Origin of the sequence: Cryptobacterium curtum DSM 15641 (assembly GCF_000023845.1) — a bacterium.
GTDB classification, from domain to species: domain Bacteria; phylum Actinomycetota; class Coriobacteriia; order Coriobacteriales; family Eggerthellaceae; genus Cryptobacterium; species Cryptobacterium curtum.
On record NC_013170.1, the window covers coordinates 1,195,009 to 1,217,639 of the forward strand.

Annotated in this window: 23 protein-coding genes; 12 read left to right on the forward strand and 11 right to left on the reverse strand. The window is 49.3% G+C overall.

The window, feature by feature from the left end; genetic code table 11:
* Positions 1 to 1,503: an MFS transporter gene (locus CCUR_RS05200; RefSeq protein ID WP_012803427.1), complete on the forward strand. Its 1,503-nt coding sequence runs from the start codon at positions 1 to 3 to the stop codon at positions 1,501 to 1,503.
* A gap of 8 nt (positions 1,504 to 1,511) precedes the next feature.
* On the opposite strand, the gene CCUR_RS05205 is transcribed toward CCUR_RS05200, so the two are convergent.
* The 4 genes from CCUR_RS05205 to CCUR_RS05220 form a co-directional block, all read right to left on the reverse strand.
* Positions 1,512 to 2,201, reverse strand: a complete 690-nt coding sequence (locus CCUR_RS05205) for an ABC transporter ATP-binding protein (protein ID WP_012803428.1) — start codon at positions 2,199 to 2,201, stop codon at positions 1,512 to 1,514.
* A gap of 14 nt (positions 2,202 to 2,215) precedes the next feature.
* The gene (locus CCUR_RS05210) at positions 2,216 to 3,346 is read right to left on the reverse strand and encodes an ABC transporter substrate-binding protein (protein ID WP_012803429.1); all 1,131 of its coding nucleotides are present in this window, start codon (positions 3,344 to 3,346) and stop codon (positions 2,216 to 2,218) included.
* 385 nt (positions 3,347 to 3,731) lie between these two features.
* A complete protein-coding gene (locus CCUR_RS05215) occupies positions 3,732 to 5,267 on the reverse strand; it encodes a sensor histidine kinase (protein ID WP_012803430.1) in 1,536 nt (511 codons plus the stop codon).
* Positions 5,267 to 5,944, reverse strand: coding sequence for a response regulator transcription factor (locus CCUR_RS05220; RefSeq protein ID WP_012803431.1), 678 nt, complete (start codon positions 5,942 to 5,944; stop codon positions 5,267 to 5,269). The genes CCUR_RS05215 and CCUR_RS05220 overlap by 1 nt, the downstream gene beginning before the upstream one ends.
* 204 nt (positions 5,945 to 6,148) lie before the next feature.
* Here CCUR_RS05220 and CCUR_RS05225 point away from each other — a divergent pair, with 204 nt between their 5' ends.
* The 6 genes from CCUR_RS05225 to CCUR_RS05250 all read left to right on the forward strand — a co-directional run bounded on the left by CCUR_RS05225 (position 6,149) and on the right by CCUR_RS05250 (position 11,229).
* Positions 6,149 to 6,397, forward strand: coding sequence for a hypothetical protein (locus tag CCUR_RS05225; protein WP_012803432.1), 249 nt, complete (start codon positions 6,149 to 6,151; stop codon positions 6,395 to 6,397).
* Between the two features lie 189 nt (positions 6,398 to 6,586).
* Positions 6,587 to 7,504, forward strand: a complete 918-nt coding sequence (locus CCUR_RS05230) for an efflux RND transporter periplasmic adaptor subunit (protein ID WP_012803433.1) — start codon at positions 6,587 to 6,589, stop codon at positions 7,502 to 7,504.
* Between the two features lie 9 nt (positions 7,505 to 7,513).
* Positions 7,514 to 8,290 carry an ABC transporter ATP-binding protein gene (locus tag CCUR_RS05235; protein WP_012803434.1) on the forward strand — a complete coding sequence of 259 codons (777 nt, stop codon included), beginning with the start codon at positions 7,514 to 7,516 and terminating at the stop codon, positions 8,288 to 8,290.
* Positions 8,287 to 9,444 (forward strand): ABC transporter permease, encoded by a 1,158-nt coding sequence (locus CCUR_RS05240; protein WP_012803435.1) that lies wholly within the window; start codon positions 8,287 to 8,289, stop codon positions 9,442 to 9,444. The genes CCUR_RS05235 and CCUR_RS05240 overlap by 4 nt, the downstream gene beginning before the upstream one ends.
* A gap of 248 nt (positions 9,445 to 9,692) precedes the next feature.
* A complete protein-coding gene (locus tag CCUR_RS05245; RefSeq protein WP_012803436.1) occupies positions 9,693 to 10,970 on the forward strand; it encodes a glycosyltransferase in 1,278 nt (425 codons plus the stop codon).
* Between the two features lie 76 nt (positions 10,971 to 11,046).
* Positions 11,047 to 11,229: a hypothetical protein gene (locus tag CCUR_RS05250; protein WP_012803437.1), complete on the forward strand. Its 183-nt coding sequence runs from the start codon at positions 11,047 to 11,049 to the stop codon at positions 11,227 to 11,229.
* 67 nt (positions 11,230 to 11,296) lie between these two features.
* Here CCUR_RS05250 and CCUR_RS05255 read toward each other — a convergent pair whose 3' ends face one another.
* The 4 genes from CCUR_RS05255 to CCUR_RS05270 all read right to left on the reverse strand — a co-directional run bounded on the left by CCUR_RS05255 (position 11,297) and on the right by CCUR_RS05270 (position 12,684).
* Positions 11,297 to 11,656 (reverse strand): YjcQ family protein, encoded by a 360-nt coding sequence (locus tag CCUR_RS05255; RefSeq protein ID WP_012803438.1) that lies wholly within the window; start codon positions 11,654 to 11,656, stop codon positions 11,297 to 11,299.
* Between the two features lie 7 nt (positions 11,657 to 11,663).
* Complete coding sequence (locus CCUR_RS07555) at positions 11,664 to 11,864, reverse strand: hypothetical protein (protein WP_012803439.1); 201 nt, start codon at positions 11,862 to 11,864, stop codon at positions 11,664 to 11,666.
* A gap of 77 nt (positions 11,865 to 11,941) precedes the next feature.
* Entirely contained in the window at positions 11,942 to 12,178 is a 237-nt protein-coding gene (gene relB / locus CCUR_RS05265) for a type II toxin-antitoxin system RelB family antitoxin (protein WP_012803440.1), read from the reverse strand.
* A gap of 242 nt (positions 12,179 to 12,420) precedes the next feature.
* A complete protein-coding gene (locus CCUR_RS05270) occupies positions 12,421 to 12,684 on the reverse strand; it encodes a hypothetical protein (protein WP_012803441.1) in 264 nt (87 codons plus the stop codon).
* 680 nt (positions 12,685 to 13,364) lie between these two features.
* Between CCUR_RS05270 and CCUR_RS05275 the strand changes: the two genes are divergently transcribed.
* Positions 13,365 to 14,258, forward strand: coding sequence for an NAD(P)/FAD-dependent oxidoreductase (locus tag CCUR_RS05275; RefSeq protein ID WP_012803442.1), 894 nt, complete (start codon positions 13,365 to 13,367; stop codon positions 14,256 to 14,258).
* 109 nt (positions 14,259 to 14,367) lie between these two features.
* Positions 14,368 to 15,690: a polysaccharide deacetylase family protein gene (locus tag CCUR_RS05280; RefSeq protein WP_012803443.1), complete on the forward strand. Its 1,323-nt coding sequence runs from the start codon at positions 14,368 to 14,370 to the stop codon at positions 15,688 to 15,690.
* A gap of 150 nt (positions 15,691 to 15,840) precedes the next feature.
* On the opposite strand, the gene CCUR_RS05285 is transcribed toward CCUR_RS05280, so the two are convergent.
* The 3 genes from CCUR_RS05285 to CCUR_RS05295 are packed head-to-tail and all read right to left on the reverse strand — an operon-like array spanning position 15,841 to position 19,075.
* Positions 15,841 to 17,061 carry an Mbeg1-like protein gene (locus tag CCUR_RS05285; RefSeq protein ID WP_041225260.1) on the reverse strand — a complete coding sequence of 407 codons (1,221 nt, stop codon included), beginning with the start codon at positions 17,059 to 17,061 and terminating at the stop codon, positions 15,841 to 15,843.
* Between the two features lie 14 nt (positions 17,062 to 17,075).
* Entirely contained in the window at positions 17,076 to 17,723 is a 648-nt protein-coding gene (locus tag CCUR_RS05290; protein ID WP_012803445.1) for a response regulator, read from the reverse strand.
* Positions 17,720 to 19,075, reverse strand: a complete 1,356-nt coding sequence (locus CCUR_RS05295; protein WP_012803446.1) for a sensor histidine kinase — start codon at positions 19,073 to 19,075, stop codon at positions 17,720 to 17,722. The genes CCUR_RS05290 and CCUR_RS05295 overlap by 4 nt, the downstream gene beginning before the upstream one ends.
* Positions 19,076 to 19,213: 138 nt before the next feature.
* Here CCUR_RS05295 and CCUR_RS05300 point away from each other — a divergent pair, with 138 nt between their 5' ends.
* The 3 genes from CCUR_RS05300 to CCUR_RS05310 are packed head-to-tail and all read left to right on the forward strand — an operon-like array spanning position 19,214 to position 22,490.
* Positions 19,214 to 20,164 (forward strand): ABC transporter ATP-binding protein, encoded by a 951-nt coding sequence (locus tag CCUR_RS05300; RefSeq protein WP_012803447.1) that lies wholly within the window; start codon positions 19,214 to 19,216, stop codon positions 20,162 to 20,164.
* A 3-nt stretch (positions 20,165 to 20,167) separates the two neighbouring features.
* The gene (locus tag CCUR_RS05305) at positions 20,168 to 21,322 is read left to right on the forward strand and encodes an ABC transporter permease (protein WP_012803448.1); all 1,155 of its coding nucleotides are present in this window, start codon (positions 20,168 to 20,170) and stop codon (positions 21,320 to 21,322) included.
* A complete protein-coding gene (locus CCUR_RS05310; RefSeq protein ID WP_012803449.1) occupies positions 21,309 to 22,490 on the forward strand; it encodes an ABC transporter permease in 1,182 nt (393 codons plus the stop codon). Before CCUR_RS05305 ends, CCUR_RS05310 begins: the two co-directional genes overlap by 14 nt.
* Positions 22,491 to 22,631: the final 141 nt, after the last annotated feature.

The following is a 22,631-nucleotide window of genomic DNA, read 5'->3' on the forward strand; positions in this document are numbered from 1 at the left end:
ATGACTACCGACGGAGAGAAACCACCCGTTGACAGGGAGCATGCCGCTCACACCTCTAAAACACCTGAAAACAACGCTGTCTTCACTACAGAAAAAGACGCTGTCTTCGTTGCAACAGACAACAGCACCTTCGCCACAACAGATAACAACACGGTTGCTACAACGACAAATGGCAACCGGAAGCCGTTTTACGGATGGGGAATTGTTGCGGCTGGCTTCTTGTTAATGGCAACCTGCTACACGGTATTTGTCAACTGCATTCCTCTCTTCCAAACTCACATCGTTCGCGATCTTGGTATAACGGTCGGCCAGTTCAACACCGGCGTTTCGCTCTGCACGGTCGTTGCTGTGTTTGCATCACTTGCCATCGGTAAGCTTATCGATATCTGGGATGTCCGTATTTTAGGCACCTTCACCGTTCTCTGTGCCTTCGTGGTGCTCATTGGGTTTTCGCTCGCAACGCAGCTTTGGCATCTCTATGTGCTCTGCATTTTAGCCGGCATGATTGTAGTAGCTGGTACGCGTCTTCTTTCAAGTGTCATTATTGCCAATTGGTTTACGTTAAAACGCGGGCTGGCCGTCTCGATTGCACTTTCTGGATCGGGTGTCGGTGGCGTGGTGCTTTCACCTATTACCAGCATGCTTATTACTGGTTTTGGCTGGCGCAGCGCCTTTGGAACGCTGGCTTTTGTCTGCCTTGTGCTGGGGTTACCTCTTGTGCTGGTGTTTTTCCGTAACCATCCAAGCGATAAGGGTCTTTTGCCCTATGGAGCTGGCCAGGTAGAGCAAACCCACGTTGATCGGTCGCCCGATAAGCCCGTTTCTGTCGCGCTTGGTTGGAAGGTGCTCAAGAAAAGTCGTGCCTTCTGGCTGATGACAGCTGGCTTCGTCATGATGGGCATCGACAATGGGGCCATTATTACTAATGCGGTTTCAAACATGACCTTCGTCGAATTGCATGGCACAACGGTGGTTACCGGCGGACATGACACATTATGGGCAGGCAACGTATGGGCATTCTACCTTGCCTGCGTAATTGTGTTTAAGGTGCTACTAGGTGCCATCTATGACCGCTGGGGTATGCGCACCGGCACACTCATTGGAACAGCCACATCGCTTGCTGCGGCGGTAGCGTTGTGCTTTCCCGTCACTGACGCTGGTCCCATTCTTGCCTCGCTCCTCTTCGGTTTTGGCACCTGCATGGGCACCGTCGCTCCACCGATGATGACCGTCAAAGAATTCGGTAAGAAAGATTTGGGAACTATTACCGGTATTGTAACGGCCTTCGAAATGTTTGGTGCCGCGCTTGGTGCCGTAGCTTCAGGTTTGCTGTTTGATGCGTACCTTTCGTTTGTGCCTGCCTGGATTATGGTTATGGTGGCAACCGTTGCTATGGGTACGTTTCTGCTTGTTTCTATTCCTGCTGCAAAAAGCTTGGCGGAGAAACGTATCGCCGCCGGTGCTCCCCTGCTTGACGCAGAAGGAAATGAAATCGCCCATTAGCATTAATTCTACGTTAGTGTTTCACCTATCAGAGGAACGCAAACGCGCTGGATTCCTTTAGGTACCTGCACATCCATGACCTGCACATCTGCATGATAAATACGCTCAAGGCAGGCCGTATCGACCACATCGCGGGGTGTCCCTTCGGCGGTGACCGTTCCTGCTTCCATAATGACAACATGATGAGCACACGCAAGAGCATGGCTGGGGTCATGCGTCACCATAAGTACACCCATACCATCTTCAGTGAGCTGGCGAACCTGACGAAGTACCAACTGCTGATTGCCAAAGTCGAGACTCGCCGTTGGTTCGTCCATAATCAACAGCTGTGGCTGCTGCGCTAAGGCACGAGCAATAAGCGCCAACTGTTGCTGACCCCCTGAAAGTTCTGTATACGGTCGGTCAGACCAGATATCCACGCCCATACGTTCCATGCATTCGTTGACAATCGCTTCATCAGTAGCACCCATACGGTTAAACTGCCCCAAATAGGGCGTGCGACCAAGTGCCACCACATCGCGCACAGTAAACGGAAACGGTGGCGTATGCGTCTGCGGAATATAGGCAAACAGGCAAGTGCGATAACGACGAGTCGTCTTCCCACTGCGCTTGCGCCCACTAATCCTTGCGAGGACGTGGATGAGGACATGAAAGCTCCCCTCAAAAAACGAGTGGACGCGAACAATAGCAACGCCCACTCATCATAAGGTTATTAGAACGAAGTACCAGCTAAAACAGCATTCGCCTGATCTTCGGTCAAGCTGTAGTTGTAATAGGTGCTAAAGAAGTCCTGCACCATCTTGACCATGTCAACATCGGCAAAACGATCGGCGTTAATCTTGATGCCGACCCACGGTGCCATAAGAGCACCTTCACCCGAACGAACACTCCAGAGATACAAACCCTTAGGGCTGGTATACACATGACCGTTCTTGACAGCAGGCACCTCGGCAAGCGCTGGATTGCTTAAAACCTGCTCGGTCGACTCAGGTGAAAACGTGATGATGTAATCAGGATTCCAAGCAACGATCTGCTCTTCACTTACCGTTGCACCACCTTTGCCGCCACCGTTACCGCTTGCCGCAGCGGAGTAGTCTTCAGAAAGGCTCTTACCACCAGCAGCCTTAATGTATTCGCTGATCAGAGCTGCTCCAGATTCCGTGGTGAACGCACCGTTGTTGTACGAAAGATTTAAAACCGTCGGCTTTTGATCGTCGGTAAGACCTGCGGTACGCGATCGGGCATCAAAAATATTGTCTTTCCAATATGCAGTAAACTGCTTTGCACGAGCATATTCTTCATCGCCTAAAATCTGACCGATCGCTTCGGTAATATTGCAGATACCATCAATCGTAGCGATGTTGTCCATCGGAATAAACACAATACCAGCGTCGGTAAGTTGCTGGCGCTGTTCATCGGAGTAGACTGAGCTGGGGCCATACGTTACCTGAACACCTGCAGCAATCACTGATTCGATATCGCTCGTATCGGCATTGGTGGGATTGCCTTGAGAATATTTATTGAACACTGTCTTGAATTGATCACTAATCGCACGCGTTGCAGTTGCAGCAATATTGTCGCCATCAACAGACACGATTTCAGTTACCTGAGCAAGTGCACCAATAGTAGGTGCTACCTTGTCGACTTGAGCAGGAACCTGATAATCCACCCCTTCAAGCGTAACCGTCCGGGTGGCACTTTGGTCACCTGATTGAACGGCAGATCCCTTATCTGTATTCGATGGCGCTGAGCATGCAACAAGCGCACCCGCTGTGCCAAACGCCAGTACTGCCGAAAGACCTATGGCAATAAAATTCCTGTTCAATATCATTTTTTGCTGCATACTTCAACTTCCTTTCAATGCATTACAGTTAGGGTGTAGGCAAAAACTTGCATAAAGCAACTACAATTTGTACATTATACTTAAGTGAGGATATATACCGATAAAATTTATATAAAACCAGGATTCATATATCGTTTTTTGCTAAGTTCCAGCATCAACCATGTATCTTCGGATATAACCGTGTACGGAGAACGCATTGAAGTGATTTCGCTGAATCGGGGCATTAATCATGCATCAGTTTCGCTAGGCTTAACTGAGGCTAGATATGAACGAATCCATTCGGTTTGTGCGTCGTTTCCTCTGATCCTCGGTGGAGCGATCAGACATTCAAACAGCTCTTCCGCAAAACGATCGTTTCACCTGAAATAAGACATGAACGGGTCTATTATTTCCTTACAGCGCCCGGAAACATAATAGTAACGGCGGTACCCGTACCAGCAGGATTCGGCGCGATAGAAATATATCCGCCGTGTGCCTCGGTAATACCCTTCGCAATAGCAAGGCCTAACCCACGCCCACCATTTGCGGCACGGGCATGATCAGCGCGATAAAAACGGTCGAACGCGTTTTGGGCATCTTTCGTCGTAATGCCAATACCACTATCAGCCACAACAATGCGCACGTGCTTACCCTCAGATGAAGTACGCACGTCTATAGTGTCCCCTTCGTCAGTGTATTTGACTGCGTTATCCAATACGATGGCAAGCAACTGACGAATTTTTGCGCGGTCTGCCTGAATAATCTGATGGCTACATGCCTCGACTGAGATTACTTTATCCTGCAGCTCAACGTATTCACGGTAGATGGACACCATAGAGGACACCGTCTCGTCAATGTCAACTTCTTCTCGTTCAAGATCTGCCTCACCAGCATCAAGCGCCGTAAGAGCAAGCAGGTCTTCTGCCAAACGAGCAAGGCGATCGGACTCATCAATAGTCGCCGTAATTTCTTCAAACCGATCGACAATGCGATCATTGGGATGCTCAAGCATAAGTTCCTGGGTGGTTTTGATAACCGAAAGCGGCGTGCGCAACTCATGCGACGCGTTCTGCACAAATTCAGACTGTTTCTGCCACGCGCGGGCAATCGGACGAACCATGCGCCGCGAAAGCAGATAGCTTGCCACAGCGGAAAGCACAAGGGCTAACGAAAAGCCAGCCACCATAGTCTTTGTAAACGTGTCAAGAATCGCTATTTCGGAATCGACATTTGCCACCACCTGCACGTATCCGGTGATTGGCGAATTTTCTTGAGTATCACTGTGAATAGCAGCTGTCACCATGCGCAGATGGTGTCCATCAAGCGACCGCAGCTGAGCCGTATCCAAAGCATTTGGTTCGAAGGGAATGTCGCCCAAATAATCAGGCGCTACTGCATACAGGCTGATAGCACTTGTGACAGCCCCTTGTTCATCTCGTATAACGAATACCAGCTGCGGATTTTCTCCAACATTGCGCTCAATGGCCTCAATGAATTCGCCGGAAAGCCCACTTTCAATAGCCACCTGATAGTCTTCATCGCTATCTTGCTCACTCGTGGCCGCTTGATCACTTGCAATTCCCTGATCGCTCGCTACTGCTTGATCGTTTTGCTCACTAGCAGTCGATTGGTTATCCCCCTGGCTACTCTGTCCCCCAACAGCGGTTTGACTACCCTGCCCATCAACAGCACTCGCACCACCTTGCGCACTGTCGACCGTCCCAGACACATCGGGCGCAACTGTATCCCATTGCAGCCCGCTTGACAGCGAAGCACGGGCTGTCTGTAGCTGATTGTCGATGCTTTCAAAGAGGTTTTCGCTTACCTGGTGATAGATGAAAAATCCCAAGACCAGCAGTAAACCAGCCAATACTACAAAGAACACTGCAGTACTGGCTATCAGTTCTCGCTGGATAAATCGCTGTTCAGCACGGGTAGTCATTATTCGCCATCATCCCCGAACAGATAACCGGCTCCTCTAATGGTTCGCACATAAATGTCATAACCATATGGTTTCAGCTGCTTGCGAATAGCACTCATATACACCTCAACAACATTAGTAGAGGTATCGGACATGAATCCCCATACCTTGTCAAAGATTTGGCTTTTCGAGATAAGTTGCCCCTGCCGACTCACTAGAAATTCCAGCACATCATACTGACGACCCTTGAGTTCAATTTCTTCACCCTGTATACAGGCAGTATGCGAATCGGGATACAGCACTAAGTCTTTGAATGAAAACTCACGCTTCTCAACAAGATTCATACTGCGCCTGAGAATAGCCTCGATACGCAAAAGCAATTCATCTTTTGCAAATGGCTTGGTCAAGAAATCATCGGCGCCAGCCCGAAATCCTCGCAGCCGCTCGTCAATGCCACGCAATGCCGTCAAAATAAGCACCGGCGTCATTACACGATCGGCTCGTAACCACTCGAGTACCTCATATCCATTCATGCCAGGCAGCATCAGATCTAACACGATAAGGTCATAGATACCCTCTTTCGCATAAAAATATCCCTCTTCCCCATCAAATGCCTGATGAACGACGTAATTCGGTTCAAGGCATTGGCGTATCACCTGAGAAAGCGGACGATTATCTTCCACAATCAGAATATCCACGTACCCTCACTTCGAGAAACAGTTCAACCTGGTGTATCACTAAAGATATGTTCAGTCCGATAGGTTCGAGAAGCATTTCTTAACGCGACACTATAACATCGATATCAGTGCCCCTAGATGTTCCTACTTCCATTTAAGGAATCGTTAAGGTGCTCTGTGTCACAATCAGCGAATCTTGCAAACCCATCGGCAAAAGGAGCTGAAATGGAAAAGAAGAACGCCTCATTTAAATGGATTATTATTGGGCTCGTTGCAGCCATTGTAGTAGTCGGCGCTCTGTTTATTGTAAAGAATGCTGGTATCCAGCAAGCAGTCAACCCCAACGCTGACCAAACACAGCAAGCAGAATCGTTTGAGATCGATCCCAATAATCCACCTGAGGGCATGAGCATCATGCGCAGCGACTCTTCGTCGAGCGCAGCAACCGATGGATCGTCAAGCACTTCAAAATAACCTCTTTTGACTCACGAACGACCGGATGTAGTCCAGCCAGTGAGCTACCAATAGCGTCCTAGCAAAGACTCACATACCACTCTTACTTAAATAGAGTCACGCAAAGGAAATTCACACAACCCTCCCAGATGGGGTCCAACCAAGAACCCCACACAACCTGCCCGAATAAATCCTGCAAAGGAATACCCTATGAGCAAGGCAATTGGAAAAACACTGATAGTCGTTTTGCTGGTCGGCATACTCGCAGCGCTCGTTTGGGGTCTCACCACAGAGCAAAACCCCTTCACCACAAACGCTAGGGCCGACAACTCGGCAGCACCATCCGAACTACCCAGTGCAACCGTACAAAAGAGTACGATTGAATCATATGTCAGTGGCCCCGGTGAAATTAAAGGCGCTTCAAGCGAAAAACTTGAAATGAAAAAAAATCGTTATTACAAGGAACTGCTTGTCGGTCTTAACACACGCATCACTAAAGGAACTCCGCTCGTTAAATACACGAACGGCGAAACACTCAAGGCCCCGTACGACTTGGTAGTTACCGAAACAAATCTGCCCAAAAAGGCTAAACAGGAGCTGACCGAAGAGCACTATCTGCAGGTGACGCGCGTAGACTCCATGAACGTTGATATCGCAGTAGGCGAAAGTGATATCGCCAACGTGCACATTGGACAAGAAGCTGAAGTGACCGTTGGATCTGATGAAAAGACTACTATCACTGGTACGGTTTCTGCTATCAACGAAGTGGGTACGTACAGTTCATCGGGATCAAAATATACGGTAACTGTATCGATCCCGAATGAAGACGGTTCCATTCTTGTTGGCATGTCTGCAAATCTGCGCATTAAAACAAATGAGGCGTCCGATGTTCTTACCGTTCCCGTTAGCGCTATCAAGACAGGTGATGCGGGCACCTTTATTACCATTCAGCACAAAGATGGCACAACCGAAGACGAGCCGGTGACCACAGGGGTGTCCGACGGCACCAAGGTGGAAGTTTCGGGTGACATTCACGAAGGCGAGCGCGTGCTCCTCAACGAGCTTCCTGCCGCTTCTTCCTCTTCCTCTACCGGTGCGCAGAGTTCCAGCACCACATCGGCAAATTAGGAATCCACTATGGAAGCATCAGTTAGCGGCCAGCATGTAAGAATCCAGGGCGAGTCCACGCTTACCCCAGTAAACGACCAACAGGTAAAAACTCAAGATGAGCTCACCCTTATGATCGATATGCGCGGGATCCACAAGACCTACCTGATGGGTGATGAACCAGTGCACGCGCTCGATGGCATCGACTTTGCTGTTGCAAAGGGTGAATTCGTTTCGGTTATTGGGGCGTCAGGGTCGGGCAAATCGACGTTAATGAACATTATCGGCTTGCTCGACGTGCCCGACGAAGGAGCATATTATCTTGCCGGGCGCGATGCCGCATCGCTATCCGATTCGGATGCCGCTCGCATTCGTAACCGGACTATCGGCTTTGTATTTCAGGATTTCAACCTGCTCCCCACGATGAACGCCTTCGAAAACGTGCGACTACCCCTGCTCTATCGTGGTATTAAACCAAAAGAAGCAGGAGAGCGGGCGCGCGAGGCACTTACACGCGTGGGGTTGGGTAACCGGTCGGGTCATCTTCCCGCACAGCTTTCCGGCGGACAACAACAACGCGTTGCTATTGCGCGCGCATTAGCTGGCAAGCCAGAAGTGCTGCTTGCCGACGAGCCCACGGGCGCACTCGATTCGAAAACAAGCGAAGAAATCATGCAGTTGCTTGAAGCTTCCAATAGCGCCGGGCAAACAATCGTGTTCATTACGCATAACCCCGAACTAGCACTGCGCGCCTCGCGTAGCGTGTCCATTTCTGATGGGCATATACAGGAAAGGACCGCCTCATGAAGCTTGCTCAAACGCTGCGTGAATCATTTTTCAATGTACTGCGTAACAAGCTGCGCACGGCGCTGACTATGCTGGGGCTGATCATTGGCATTGCATCGGTTATTGTTCTTGTTGGTATTGGCGATGGGTCAAACCGCGAAGTAGCTGCCCGCATTCAGTCGCTCGGTGGCAACATTATTTCAGCCTATGCCTACAATGGCAGCGGTTTTAACTACCAGGACATTGAGGGCATTCGATCGCGCTCGAGCATCGGCGCCATCGCTCCTTCAAAAAGTGTCTCCGCTGAAGTTTCTTCGAATCACAAGAAAATTGGCCAAGCAAACGTAACTGCTACCGACGAGGAATATCTTGAAGCTCGTAACCTTTCCCTTGCGGAAGGTCGCAACCTTTCTGTCGTTGACCGCCAAAACAAAAGCAAGGTCTGTGTCGTCGGGGAAAAAGTTGCCAAGGCGATCGGGGGAAATACTCACGCGGTTGGGAAAACACTCAAGATTAATGGTGATATCTATACCATCGTGGGCGTTATTAAATCACAGGGTGAATCGATGGGGCTCAACACCGAAAATCTGGTTACTATTCCTCTGTCCACCGCAGCCGACATGGGAACTGGCTCGTCGTTTAACGAAGCATACGTAAAGGCAGCCAGTGAAGATGATGTCAGCCTAGCAAAATCCGATGTTGAAGCATATCTTTCAACGGAAAAGAAGCTCAACGCAAATTCCTATGCCATCACAACCCAGGACGAGTTGCTCAATGCCGGGTCGTCAGTTAATCAAACTATGACGGCATTACTTGGCGGTATCGCAAGTATTTCGCTCGTGGTAGCTGGTCTCGGTGTTATGAATGTAATGCTTGTGTCAGTAGCCGAACGTGTGCGAGAAATCGGTATCAAAAAGGCTTTGGGCGCACGACGGATAGACATCATGGGTCAGTTTCTTATGGAAGCTCTTATTATCAGCATCATGGGTGGTATCTGTGGCATTGCAGGCGGACTGGCTTTTGGATACGCAGCAGGACAAACTGGGCTAGCCTTTGAACCCTCTGCGGGCGTTATTATCATAGCGGCAGCAACAAGCATTGCTATTGGATTGGTATTTGGCCTTGTACCCTCTTATCGGGCGGCACGACTCAATCCTATCGAGGCTCTACGATAATATTCATGTTGCTACTCAACCCTATCGAAGAAGCCCTGCGGTAGTACTCAATACCGTGCTATCTCGCTATCCTCCATCCTTAAGAAGCGCGACGCACTCAGCAAACCAGCCGTTATCAAGCCTTATAATTATGCTAGGGCTAGGAGCATTGCTTCAAAGTAAATGACCGATGCCGATGCTCAAAACCGATACGGTAAAAGAGCCCCATTTCTTTTACAATACCTTCGGTTAAACCAAGGAGTAGCGGCATGCGCGTATGCATTTTTACATTGGGTTCACGGGGAGATGTACAGCCATACCTTGCCCTAGCTCAAGAACTCATTCGCTGTGGACATAAAGCCGTACTTTGTACGGGCGGCTCTTTTCGCACACTCATTGAATCGCACGGCGTTTCTTTCATAGGAACCAGCTCGGACTTAATGGCCCTTGCAAAAACAGCAGAAGGCAAAACGGTCATGGAGCATCCTGTCCGCAACTTCCACAAAGCGCTTGCGCTCACTAAAAAGGTGATTAATCCCGCTTATAGAAAAACGTTGCACGAGTTTTTGGTAACCGCTCAAGACGCTGACTGCATTGTGTATCACCCAAAGGCTCTTGGTGCAGTTGATATCGCGCTTTATTACGACATTCCCTGCATCAGTATGCCGCCAATACCAACGATATACCCTATCAAGGAATTCGCAAATCTCGCATGCACCACCAGGAACCTTGGACCTTGGTTAAACCGAATGAGTTATCGGATTAATGACATGGCAGAGCGCCCGTTAATCAAACTAATAAATGATTTTCGAGTTCATGAGCTTTCTTGGAAACCGCGCAAGCCAGGAATATATACCCTGCACGATGAGAAGCGGGACATTCCTATCATGTACCCAATAAGCAGTCTGTTGTTTCCAGAAGTAACAAGCTGGAACGATCGGGTATCTTTACCTGGGTTCTTCTACACCGCTGAAAAAAATAGCAACCTTCCCGATAAGCTGCAGAAATTTCTGAGCAGCGGGCCGCAGCCAATTGCAATAACATTTAGTAGTATGCCGCTGAAGTTGCCTGATCGGTTTCTTTCTAACCTCGAAGTTGCATTGCAGCAGTCAAATAATCGTGCTGTCTTGTTAACCGGTAATAGCGGAATAGACTGTGACGATACCGACAGGATCTGCGTGCTGCCAGAGATGTCACATCAAACACTATTTTCCCATGTGAAGGCTGTGGTTCATCATGGAGGGGTGGGCACTACAGCAGCTGCATTGCGGGCAGGCATCCCCCAATTGATTATGCCTTTTTCTGTTGATCAACCTTTCTGGGCTAAAAGAATGCAGCTTCTTGGTGTTGGCGTGAACCCACTGAAAGAAAAGAACGCCACACCAGATCTACTAGTACGCCTGATGCTTGAATTGGAAAGCCCAGCCATAGTTGAAAAGGCTGCTTCAACAGGTAAGATAATTCGTGAAGAAGATGGGGTCAAAAATGCCACTCATATTATTGAGAACATGGTAGAAAAGTGGCCTTTATCACAAACGAGGAGTTGAAACCCCCTGCAAGGTCAGCGGGTGAACTTCTCGGTTGAATTGTATCATTTCTAAACAGTAGGGTAAGGAGTACGCAATGGCTTATAGCAAAGCACAAGGACGGGCAAGCGCAAAATACAATAAAGAAAAGACCATCACGAAGACGATTCGCTTTAGTCATCATGAACTTGACGTGGTTAAATACCTTGAAGCCCAACCAAATATGTCCGGCTATATCAAAAGCCTTATTCGTACAGACATGAATCGGACAGCGCACTAAACAAAACCTGTATGAGCCCACATTGTCGTGCGAACTAGAAATATGAAAAAGCCCCGACAGTGCGGCTTTACAAGAGCCCCTTTGTGGCCTCCATCAGTATGGGGAGGCTCTCCGTAAAGGCTGAGCCGAGAAGATGAGCAGCCTCTCGCATCTTTGCGTTGTCGCGTAGATACTGCGCGCCCCTCTGTGTGATGCCGAAGTCTGTACCGGCAGTAACCTCACTAGTACCGTCGTAGTATGTCTCGACGCTAACGCCGACTATCAACCCGTCGGCTACCATTGAACGGGCTACCATCGCCCAGTACACACTGCCAGCCTTTGAAATCTCGCGGGCTTTGGCGATACTCGGAGCTACATCAGCCTTAGCGCACGCCATGATATAGGCGAGCACCTTGTAGACAATCACGTCGAAATCGTCGGATGACATGGCTTAACTACCACATTTCGTCGGGAGACTGGCGATGAAGCTCTTCTATCTCTTCTGTCTCCCGCTCATACCACTCAAGATATTCAGGTGACGCGTGGCGACGTATATAATCATCTGCGGATATATCTTCATCGCAGTTAATCCACCCTTTACCCAACTTCATATTCTCTTCTTGGTATCGTTCATCTATGTAGTAACTTATCGCCATTGTTCCGCGAACCTCCTCGCGACTGCCTTGGTAAACGGTCGAGCTTGCACAGCGTGTTATCTGCAACCTTTGAGAACTCAATTCTCCAAGCCACAGTGTGCCCTCATCTCGTCAAGGCTGTAAGTCTCAAGCCTTCCCGCACGACAGGCCTTAATCTGCCTGAGAACCCCGTATTCATACTCCAGACGGTCGATCGACTCAGCAAGAACTTCGTTAATATAAAAGCTCCTCAACCTGCCTGTTTCCTTTACAAGTTGCATATATCGATCATTTAGATCACTCGGGATTCTTATGGATACCATTACCGTGCCCATAAGACTCTCCTTCATAACTGTATTGCGTGCATCTAATGTAGCATAGGTAGTTGGGCTACTAGTCCGAATAGCGTTGCTCCAAAATCTAAACGGCAAATGGTTGACGATATTTTGTACGAATGAAAGAAGCGCAAGCAGTAGCACAGAATGGAGCACCCTTGATTGAGGAGACTCCGGTTCGAATCCGGGCGCTTGTGCATATCTGAATCGTCAATCTAGAGCAGCTTCTATAGTCGACCAACTCAGGAATTAATCCATACACTCCCTTCGGAGATAACCTCTCCCACATCTTCGGCATCAGCGTCGAGATTGAAAAATATGGGAGCATAGTTTAGTGCTTGAGCGTCAGACTTCCTAATCACAATTGGGCTGTAATCGCCGCCCATTCGTTTAATTCCATCATTGTGAACGAATACAAAATACTTCTTATACTCCTCGTAATGATTAATGCGGTGCGGGTATTTTTCCTGAGCGATTTTTAACGCCTTATCAAAAGACACTACCATTGTTTATACCTTCTGTCTTAGCACACGCCATGATATAGATAAGTACCTTGTATACAATTACGGCGAAATCATCAGCGAACATGGCTACTTTTCACTTTCCGAGTATTCGGGCAGACGAACAGGATCCTCAAAGTTTCCACCGTTTCGAGCGATAACCTCTCGGGCTTCCTCTTCGATGATCTCTCCATACGACTTTATTATGTCCGAGGTAAAGGACATAAGTCAGGAAATCGTCCGTACCCTCATCCCGAATAATCGATGCAACTTGCAAGATAAAACTAGGGCAGAACCACTTTCGCAATCCCGCCCTGCAAAGTGTGACACCCCGCTACACGGTCACATTGACCGATGGCAGGAAGGTGAAAATCACTATCACCATCCCTGCTAAATAGCGGAAACCTCGGGCGAGGGGTCAACTAACACAATACCCCCGCACGAGGTGGTCACACAAATTGTACCCCGGCGAAAGGACAATGTCATGAACAGCAAAGCTGGATCACCAATCAGAACGACACTGCTCCAAAACCGTGAATTGAATGGGGTTACAAAACAACCAAGAGACCAAACAAACTCGCAAAACAGAGAATGAATGAACTCGTAAAGTTACAAGAACGTAAACCTTAAACGGAAAGTAATTGAGCGACGTATAATCGACTCGGAGATCATACCAAGGAGTGGTTATGCAACAATACGATGTCCTAGTTATTGGCGCAGGTCCAGCAGGTATTAGCGCTGCTGTCTATGCTGCTAGTCGCGGCAAGCAAGTTGGTTTATTTGAAGCGCAGGCTGTGGGCGGCATGATTGGACGCGTTTCTACCGTAACCCATTACGCAAGTGTCGCGAGCGGTGAAACAGGCGCACAGTTTGCTCGCAGGCTCGAAGAGCAAGCGATCGATGCAGGTGTTGACATTATCAGAGAGCGCGTTGTACTCGCTAAACTCACAGATGAAGAAAAGTCTGTTACCACCACTGCTGGGAAAACCTTTGGTGCACCACGCATCATCCTTGCCAACGGCCTAAAGAAGCGAGAGCTCGGCATTCCTGGCGAAAAGCTTGCTTGCAAAAGCGCTCAATTTGAAGCTGGAAAGTTCCAGAGCAAAAACGTGTATGTAATCGGCGGCGCTGACGGCGCTGTTAAAGAAGCCCTGTATCTGGCGCGCTTCGCAAAGAAAGTCTCGATCATCTGCGTCGAAGATGAACTTGCGTGCATTTCTCAATTTAGAGAACCAGCACTGTCTGCAAACAATATTGAAATTATCCCTTCTTCCCGCGTAACGGCGCTTGATGGCAAAGGAATCGTCGAGCGGCTTCATATCGAATCACTCCACAGCGGACAGACAACTGAAATTGACGATCCAGGCTGCGGTGTCTTCGTGTTTGCCGGCGGCACCCCCGACACGGCACTCTATACTGGTCAGATAGAACTGGATAACGGATTTATCCAAGTAAACGAAGAAATGGCGACAAGTTTGCCAGGTGTTTGGGCTGCTGGGGATATCCGTGTTAAGCAGGTGCGTCAGGTTGCAACTGCGGTGGCTGATGGTGCCATCGCCGGTATTAACGCGGCGCGCTAAACGCAAGCGGAAACCCCGTAATACGATAAGCTCAATTAACTGCTAAACAAATTAACTCGTCAGATAAGGGTATAGTGGATGGTCTGAAACACCATCAGATAGGAGTGCTGTGAAAAACGACCGCAAGACTGCATATCAAGGTAAGCACGCAGTGTCGCCTGGACCCTCTCAAGTCTCCTCGACAACGCCAGTTGTCCCTTTACGTCCTTCCATTGAAAAAGGCAAGAAATCCAGTTCACTTACTCGTCGTGGGTTTGTAGCACTCGGCAGTGTGGCCGTAGTAGGTATCGCGGGTGGCTTTATCTACACGCACCGATCGGTCGCCCTTACCCTTAATGGATCACCCATCAGCGTTCCTGTCGGCATAACTGCTCAAGAGCTCATAGATTCTCAGGGTCTTTCCCCTCAACCGGGCAATCTTATCTCTGTTTCTGGCAATACGCTCACGCAAGGGGCTGGCGATGCGTTTTCGCTGACGGTTGACAATAAACTCTTTTCCAAAGAAGAAGCAGCAAACTGGCATGCCGCAGGAGGCGAAACGGTCGAAATTGGCAACGGTGCTGACATCATGGAAGATTACGATGTCACAATCGAAGAAACACAGCCCAAGCTCGAAACGACCGGCATTAAAGGCGGTGCTGTTCGCTACGTGTCTCAGTGGGGCAAAGTTGGGAAAAAGGAAATCCGCACGGGCAAAAAATCAGGCGAGGTTGCCGATGGGGACGTGCTGCAAGAAGCGCAAAATTGCATTATTACCAATTGCAATATCACCCCTGATAACAATCAGAAAGTCGTGGGTATCTCCTTTGATGACGGCCCCAGTAGTTTTACGCAAGACTATCTTGATATCCTCGCTGACCGCAATGTAAGTGCCACCTTTTTCAATATTGGCAAGAATGTTGATAGCTTGTCGGATATCCCACCAAAGGTCATCGCAGCTGGTCACCATATTGCAAGCCACACATATTCACACCCGTTCCTTACTAAAGATACTCCCGAAGAAGTAAGGAATGAACTCTCGCAGGCAGCTGAATCCATCAAGCAGGCAACCGGCGTAGAAACCACCATGCTACGCCCACCCTACGGTGACTTCGATATGAATTCGTGGCTTGCAAGCGGCGGGCTTATCTCATCAGAGATTCTCTGGAACCAGGACACCTTGGATTGGAAACAACCTGGCGTCGACAAAATTGTTTCGAATGCTCTTTCTGGCATTAAACCAGGCGCTATTATTCTTATGCACGATGGTGGCGGTAAGCGCGACCAAGACCTTGAAGCCCTGCCCAAGATTATCGATTCACTGATGGCAGATGGCTACCGCGTACTCAGCGTCAACGACCTTATGAAGACCGACAGCTCTATTCCTGCTGATATCGCCGATGGCACCGCGAGGATGCCTGACGACGCTGTGTGGCCCACTGAACTTGCATAGGCTAAATCTTGCTAAGCCGAAGATGGAGCTTTACTTGCGCTGAGATCGCATAATTCTTATCGGTTGGCCATGCGCAACAGTAATTGTTACGCCCTTAGTATCCCACTAAGCGATTGCAACTGCGCGCCGTATGCGCTGCTCATAACCCATCTATGTATCGTCGGAAACAGGAGCGTTTTCTTTTGTTGAACTACCGAAATGAAAGAAGGGCGAAAAACTACTTGGCCTGGCCTTCTGCAGCGCTTCATCACGTAGAACTGCACCAAAGTCGGATATAACGCGAAACACAAATTCCCGTTCCTGCGGGCTCAGACGCACTCCCTTTTCGATAACCGTTCTGATATTAGATGGCAGATCTTGTTGGAAATCTGCAAAGGTCGGCACGCCAGCAGCGGCAAGCACTGCATATACCGTATCGACTAACCGTTCGCGGTCTTCTTTGTCATGTTGACGCAACCATTGATCCAGCGCGGTATCAAACCAGATAGCCGAAGCATTTAGCCCATCTTTGCAAGCGAATTTTGATCCTTCCACCTGCCAGGTAAATGGCTCGTGCTGAAAGACGGCATGAGCCGATGAGTAAACAACGTGATAGTGGTCGTTACGTTCAAGAATCATTCCGAACATCGACGATTCGGGCACTGTTTTGTGATAGATCGTTTCAAACGCCGCTGTGGCACCACGCGGTGACGGGTCTTCAAGAAACGACGGCCCATCGTGGTTATAGACGCCCTGAATACGACTAAACACCACATCGGCGCAGGTGAGTGCTGCATATTCAGCAAGGTTGCCGCCTTTTGAATGTCCACCAACAATGAGGAACCCTGGTAGTGCATCGGCAATACCCGAAAGATAGGCAGCGGCCGAACGATGTGAGGGAATGACCTCGATAAAGCTGAGGTTGAAGTCTTCTTTCCACCCCGCAAACGTTCCGTCGGTTCCCCGAAAAGCAACATACGAAAGACAACCGGCGCCCGGCTTACTTCCCGCTACGCCCGTATTCGTGAGGATAAAAGTCGTAGCACTGAATTGTTTTTCTATTGCCTCCGATATTTCATCGGCATAAAAAGCCACCACTACATCGCGCAGGCGGCGGCTCGCGCGACACGCCTGTAAAAACGGCTGCGTCTCTTTAGAATCCTCAAGCCAATTACCTTGCATGATCGCGCTGATATCACACAGAGACAGTACATCGTGTAGTCGCACGCCCTGCGGCGAAGAGGCGTCAAGTACAACAGATGGAACACGTGAACATGCCCTCTCCCACCTGAGATAACACAGCGAAGAAAAAACAAGTGAATCGACTTCGTTGAAAGGAAGTTCGTCGAAGGTACGCTGCTCACGTTCAAGGTATGACACGATATTTTCCATGGCACTACCAGCTATCAGTCAGCAAGGGATGCACGATAATAACGCACCGCTATCTGTGTGCGGTTCTTAAGGCCCAGTTTGGCAAGGATCGTACTGATGTGATTGCGCACTGTTCCTTCGCTCATATAAAGCGTCTGTGCCACTTCAGCATTATCGAGGCCCTCTGCAACTGCTTCAACCACTTCGTATTCACGATCGGTTAATACAGAAAATGTTTCGGCACGCAGGCGGTCGGCCGAAAAGTCCTCAACAGATCGACTAAAGGCGCCGGTTCGCTCAAGAATGTCACCTTCTAAAACGCTCATTCCTGCCATAGCGCTACGCAAAGCTGGGGCAATCTGGGCGATATCTTGCTTAATTAGATAGCCACGCGCACCCATTTTGAGCGCTCGCACAAGATATTCATCGTCCGAAAACGTCGTCAAATAAACGATGCGAGCATTCGGATGGGTCTTAAGTATCACTTCTCCCGCAGAAAGCCCATCGCCAGCAGGCATCTGGATATCCATGAGAAGAATATCGGGGTTCAGCTGGCTGTAAAGGGTAACTGCCGCAGGACCGCAATCCGCCTGTCCAACCACCTCGATATCCCCTTCGGCTGAAAGAATAGCAGCCAGAGACCGCACAACAATGGGATCGTCATCGACGATGATTACCCTCATGAGACCTCCTTGGGAAAGGTAGCAAACACAGTGAATCGCGGAGTTTTAAGAAAGTCTATCATGCCCCCAAGCGATTCAACCCGATCCTGCATCGACCGTAAACCTAAGCCTCTTTCTTGATCGAGAAGATGGGTAAGCGAACTTTCACCTGTTTCACCGCTCGTTTCATCGCCCGATGGTAGCGTGCCATCGTTTTCTACCGTAAGACGCCAGAAGGAAGGATACTCGACAACTGTCACCCATGCACGCTGCGCCTGCCCATGCTTTGCTGCATTCGTAAGCGCTTCCTTTGCCACCGCTACAATGCATCGAGAAACAGCAGGTGGCACTGCGTCATCAAGCGTGCAGTTCACACGAACATCGCTAACGCCGCAATGCAACGCAACCGCATTGAGCGCCGTTGGCATGTCCTCCCCTTCATCAGAAAGGGCATGTACGCTTTTGCGCATCGAATCGAGCGCGGTATTCAAAGTGGCCTCTATTTCAGCGAGCTCCTTATCGAGTGCCACACCGAGAGGCGCATTTAGTGGCACTACCTCAGAAGAACCATTCGGCACTCCGTGAGGGGAATTATCCAGTGCTGTGTTGGAAGAACCATTCAGTACCCTATTAGAGGACGTATCCGACACCGCGTTAGAAAAGCCATCCACCGCTACCTGAGAAGAGCTATCAGGCACCTCGCTGGAAGGGCCGTCAAATGAATAACCAGAAGTACAGGATATACGCAGGGCTTTCACTTGAAAGATGAGCCGTGTCAGTAGATGTCCAACGTTATCGTGAATATCTCGCGCAATGCGGGCACGTTCCGAAAGAGTTGCCGCGCGAATTTGAGCATCCTGAGCCTCATGAAAACGCGCATTGGCCCTTTTCAGCTTGAGCATTTCCTGCTGCAATCCATCTCGCAACGCATGGGATTGTTTAACTGCCTGGTGAACCTGAGCACTGCGAACTCCCAGCAATAAAGCAGAAAGGCAGATAACGGCACTCACTAAAACAAGCACCCTACCTGCCTCGTGCGCCGACAGCACAATAAACGCTCCGAAAAACGGAAGGCTGCAGACAACTGGCAACAACACCCAGCTGCGAGAACGAAGAACACCCTGGCGTGCCAAATCGTACACAACAAGCGGCAACCCAACAAACGACCACGGCATGCCAAAAAAGCTTGCGCAGACATACGCGATGGGCGCAACCCATGCAAACGAATTCGTCCGAAAAATGATGCAGGATGCGCTTATCAGAATGGCGGCAAGCAGCCATGCCACTAAAACAGCATCGACTGTGACAGCATCAACCATGCTCCCAATAAGGGCAGACGCAACACAGAGGCAAATCAATAGCCCTTTATCCACAAGCTCATTCATGGGGGTGATTATATGACAAATGTCATGCCTTTCTTGACCTTGAAGTGACAGCGCTCACTTCCCCACTTCCACTGATGCACAGACAATACAAACAAGAAAATTCAACCTATTGGAAAGGAGAGCACCATGACCGACGAAGCAGTTGCCGTATCGGGACTGGTGAAGCGCTACAAGGAAACGGTAGCGGTCGATGGACTGTCATTCAAAATAGCCCAAGGAGAAATATTTGGCCTACTTGGACCAAACGGCTCAGGTAAAACGACCACTATCAATTGTATCCTCCAGCTGCTTTCCTACGATAAAGGTACTATCAACGTTTTTGGCAAGCCGATGAGCGCCACTGCGTACGACTTGAAACGACGTATCGGCATCGTGCCACAGGAAGTAGCCGTTTTTAACGAACTTTCCGTACGTGAAAACATCGATGCATTCTGCGCTCTATACGTTGCCGATAAAAACCAGCGACGTGAACTTGTGGATGAGGCAATTGCATTCGTAGGGCTTGAAAAGTTTTCGAAGTTCCGCCCAAAAAAACTGTCTGGCGGACTCGTACGCCGCCTGAATATTGCCTGCGGTATCGCTCATAAACCTGACTTGATTATCATGGACGAGCCAACCGTAGCAGTTGATCCACAGAGCCGTAACGCCATACTCGACGGCATCGAACACCTCAACGCACAGGGCGCTACCATCATCTATACCAGCCACTACATGGAAGAGGTCGAGCAACTCTGCCATCGCATTATGATTATGGATCGCGGACGCGAGATTGCCAGTGGAACTGCCGAAGAATTAAAGGCCCTCGTTGGTCTGGGAGAACGCATCAGTGTCGAAGTACGCGATGGGGTAGATGAAGCACTGCTTGAAGCGCTCCGTCGCCTCCCTCATGTACGAACAGTTTCCTACACGGCAGGCCGTCTGCTGGTGGACTGCACCGCTGGCGCTCACAATCTTACTGATGTAATCAGCTGTCTCGCCGAGCGAAAGATAGCCTACGGTGGTCTTTCCTCTGAGCCACCAACGTTAAACGACGTATTTCTGGAAATCACTGGACGCGCCTTACGTGATGAGGTGTAGGCGATGTATACACTCTTCAAATATCAGGTGATACGACTCTTCCGCGATAAGATGGTCCTCATCTGGGCATTTATATTTCCTGTTATTCTTTCACTGCTGTTTATGGCCATGTTTTCGGGTCTTGCGAACTCTTATGCTGCTCACGCTATCGACTTCGGTGTTGTAGCAGATTCCGCTTATGACAAAGCACCTGGCCTCAGTACGCTCGTCGAAAAAATTTCAGATGCTCATGGCGAAAACCATCTTATTAACGCCACTTCGTTTACTTCTGCACAAGAAGCTGAAGAAGCGGTTCAAGAAGGTTCCATTTCGGGATATCTCGATGTGGAAGAGGGCAATCCCACCATTCATGTCACTCCTTCACTTTCAGAAACAGAGCAGACAGCTATTCCTATTATCAAGGCTGTTATAACGTCGTATATCCAAACGCGCGACCAGGCTGAATCCCTTGCTAAAAATGGTAAACTCGATGCTCAAGCACTAGCACAACTGCAAACTCCCCATATCTCAACAGAGCGAGAGCAAATTACACAAGCACCAAGCGACCCACAAGTGCGTTATTACTTTTCGCTTCTGGCATTTGCCTGCGGCATGGGCGTTATGGTTTCGCTAGCTGCCACACAAGATGCCATGCCCGACGCTTCAGAACTCGGGGCGCGTCGAGCAATGGCCGGTGTTCCCCGTTGGCGTGTACTGGCAAGTATATTTATGGGTTCGTGGCTCTGCACCTTAGTCTGCTTACTTGTCGCCTTCTACTTTATACGAATCGTCGTAGGAATTAATTTCGGAGAACACGTAGAACTCTGTCATATCGCCATTGCCGCAGCAAGCTTTATGTCCTGTGCAGCTGGCATGGCTCTTGGAACTTTCAAACGTATAACAGGCGGTATTGTCAGCGGCATTATCACTCTGCTGTCGCTATTCACCGGCCTGTATGGCAGTGCAGCCATGAGTTTTGCAAGTACCTTTGAACAAAATTTCCCCTTGCTTGCTTCCTTAAATCCCCTGTGGCAAACAGCGCACGGCTTTTACAGTCTGCTGTATTACGACACACTCGATCCGTTCTTTCAAAATTGTACAGCGATCCTGATAATGGCTGCCGTATTCTTCACCGTCGCCTTAATTCGTATGAGGAGAATGAGCTATGCACGTCTTTAGAACCGCGCTTAAGATTGTTGCAGCGCATCGACTTTACATCTTAATCTATCTGGTGCTTATGAGTATGTTTGGCCTGTTTACCGGACAGCCATCAACAGGCGCCACTGATCAAAACACCAATAGTGCACCCACGGTAGCCGTAATTGATCGCGATGGGAGCACAATTTCACACGGTGTAACTACCTACCTTGAATCAGTCGGCACGATTCAGACAGTGGCTGATACAAAACGAGCACTGCAGGATGCTACCGCGCAAGGTACCATCCAATACATCCTGATTATTCCGCAAGGATATGGCAGCGCCTTGGAACAGGCGGCCACGAGCGGCGAGAATGCTCCAGCGCTTGAGACTATCGTGAGCTATAAATCAGCTGAAGGTTCGCTTATGGATGCACGTACCGAAGCGTATCTCAATCAGATTTATAACCAGATAGCTATCGCCCAGTCTTCCCCCGCTGAAGCAGTCGCTTCTGCACAAGAGACCATGGCACAGGCTGCTGAGGTGAAATCTATCGAACAGGACACTACCCCGCTGCCGAATAATCTTATTATTTTCTTGCGCTTCTCAATCTATCCGATATTCGCTTTCAGTGTTATTGCGATATCTGTGTTTATGACCGCCCTCAATCGGCGAGAAGTGGCAGGGCGACTGCGGGCAACATCACTTACTGGATTTTCACGCGGCACCCAAGTGTTTTTTGCCTGCCTTGCCGTTGGGATAATCGGTTGGGCCTGGATAACTGCTGTAGGTTTCGGCTACTTCCAAAACGACATAGCAGCACAGGCATTGCCACTATTCGCTGTTGCTGCCGCAGCCTTACTTGCCTATGCGATTACCTCGGCATCGATTGGTTTTCTTTTGGGACAGCTCGGACTTGATGAACGTATAGCTAATGCCATCGCAAACATCTTCGGCATGGTGCTTTCTTTCTTAGCTGGCGCTTGGGTACCGGTAGAATATCTGCCCGATGCAGTAGTGGCCGTATCTCACTTCACACCAGGATACTGGGTAAGCCAAGCTATTGGCGGCACGCAGTACGTAACGTCTATATCCTTTGAAGCGCTCTCGCCACTATTCGCCGATTGCGGTATATGCCTTCTGTTTGCTGCAGCTCTTTTCGCTGTTGGATTGGCAGTAGGGCGCACAAAGGCAAGCTCAGCGGTTTAACCTATAAACCACCCTGCTTAATCATTGTCATTGGCACGTTTTGACACTCCATATAAGATACTAAGTACACCTCACCGTACAATGGTGAGGTGTACTTATGTACGATGTGCTTGTCTGGGATATACCATTTCCCTGAACGGA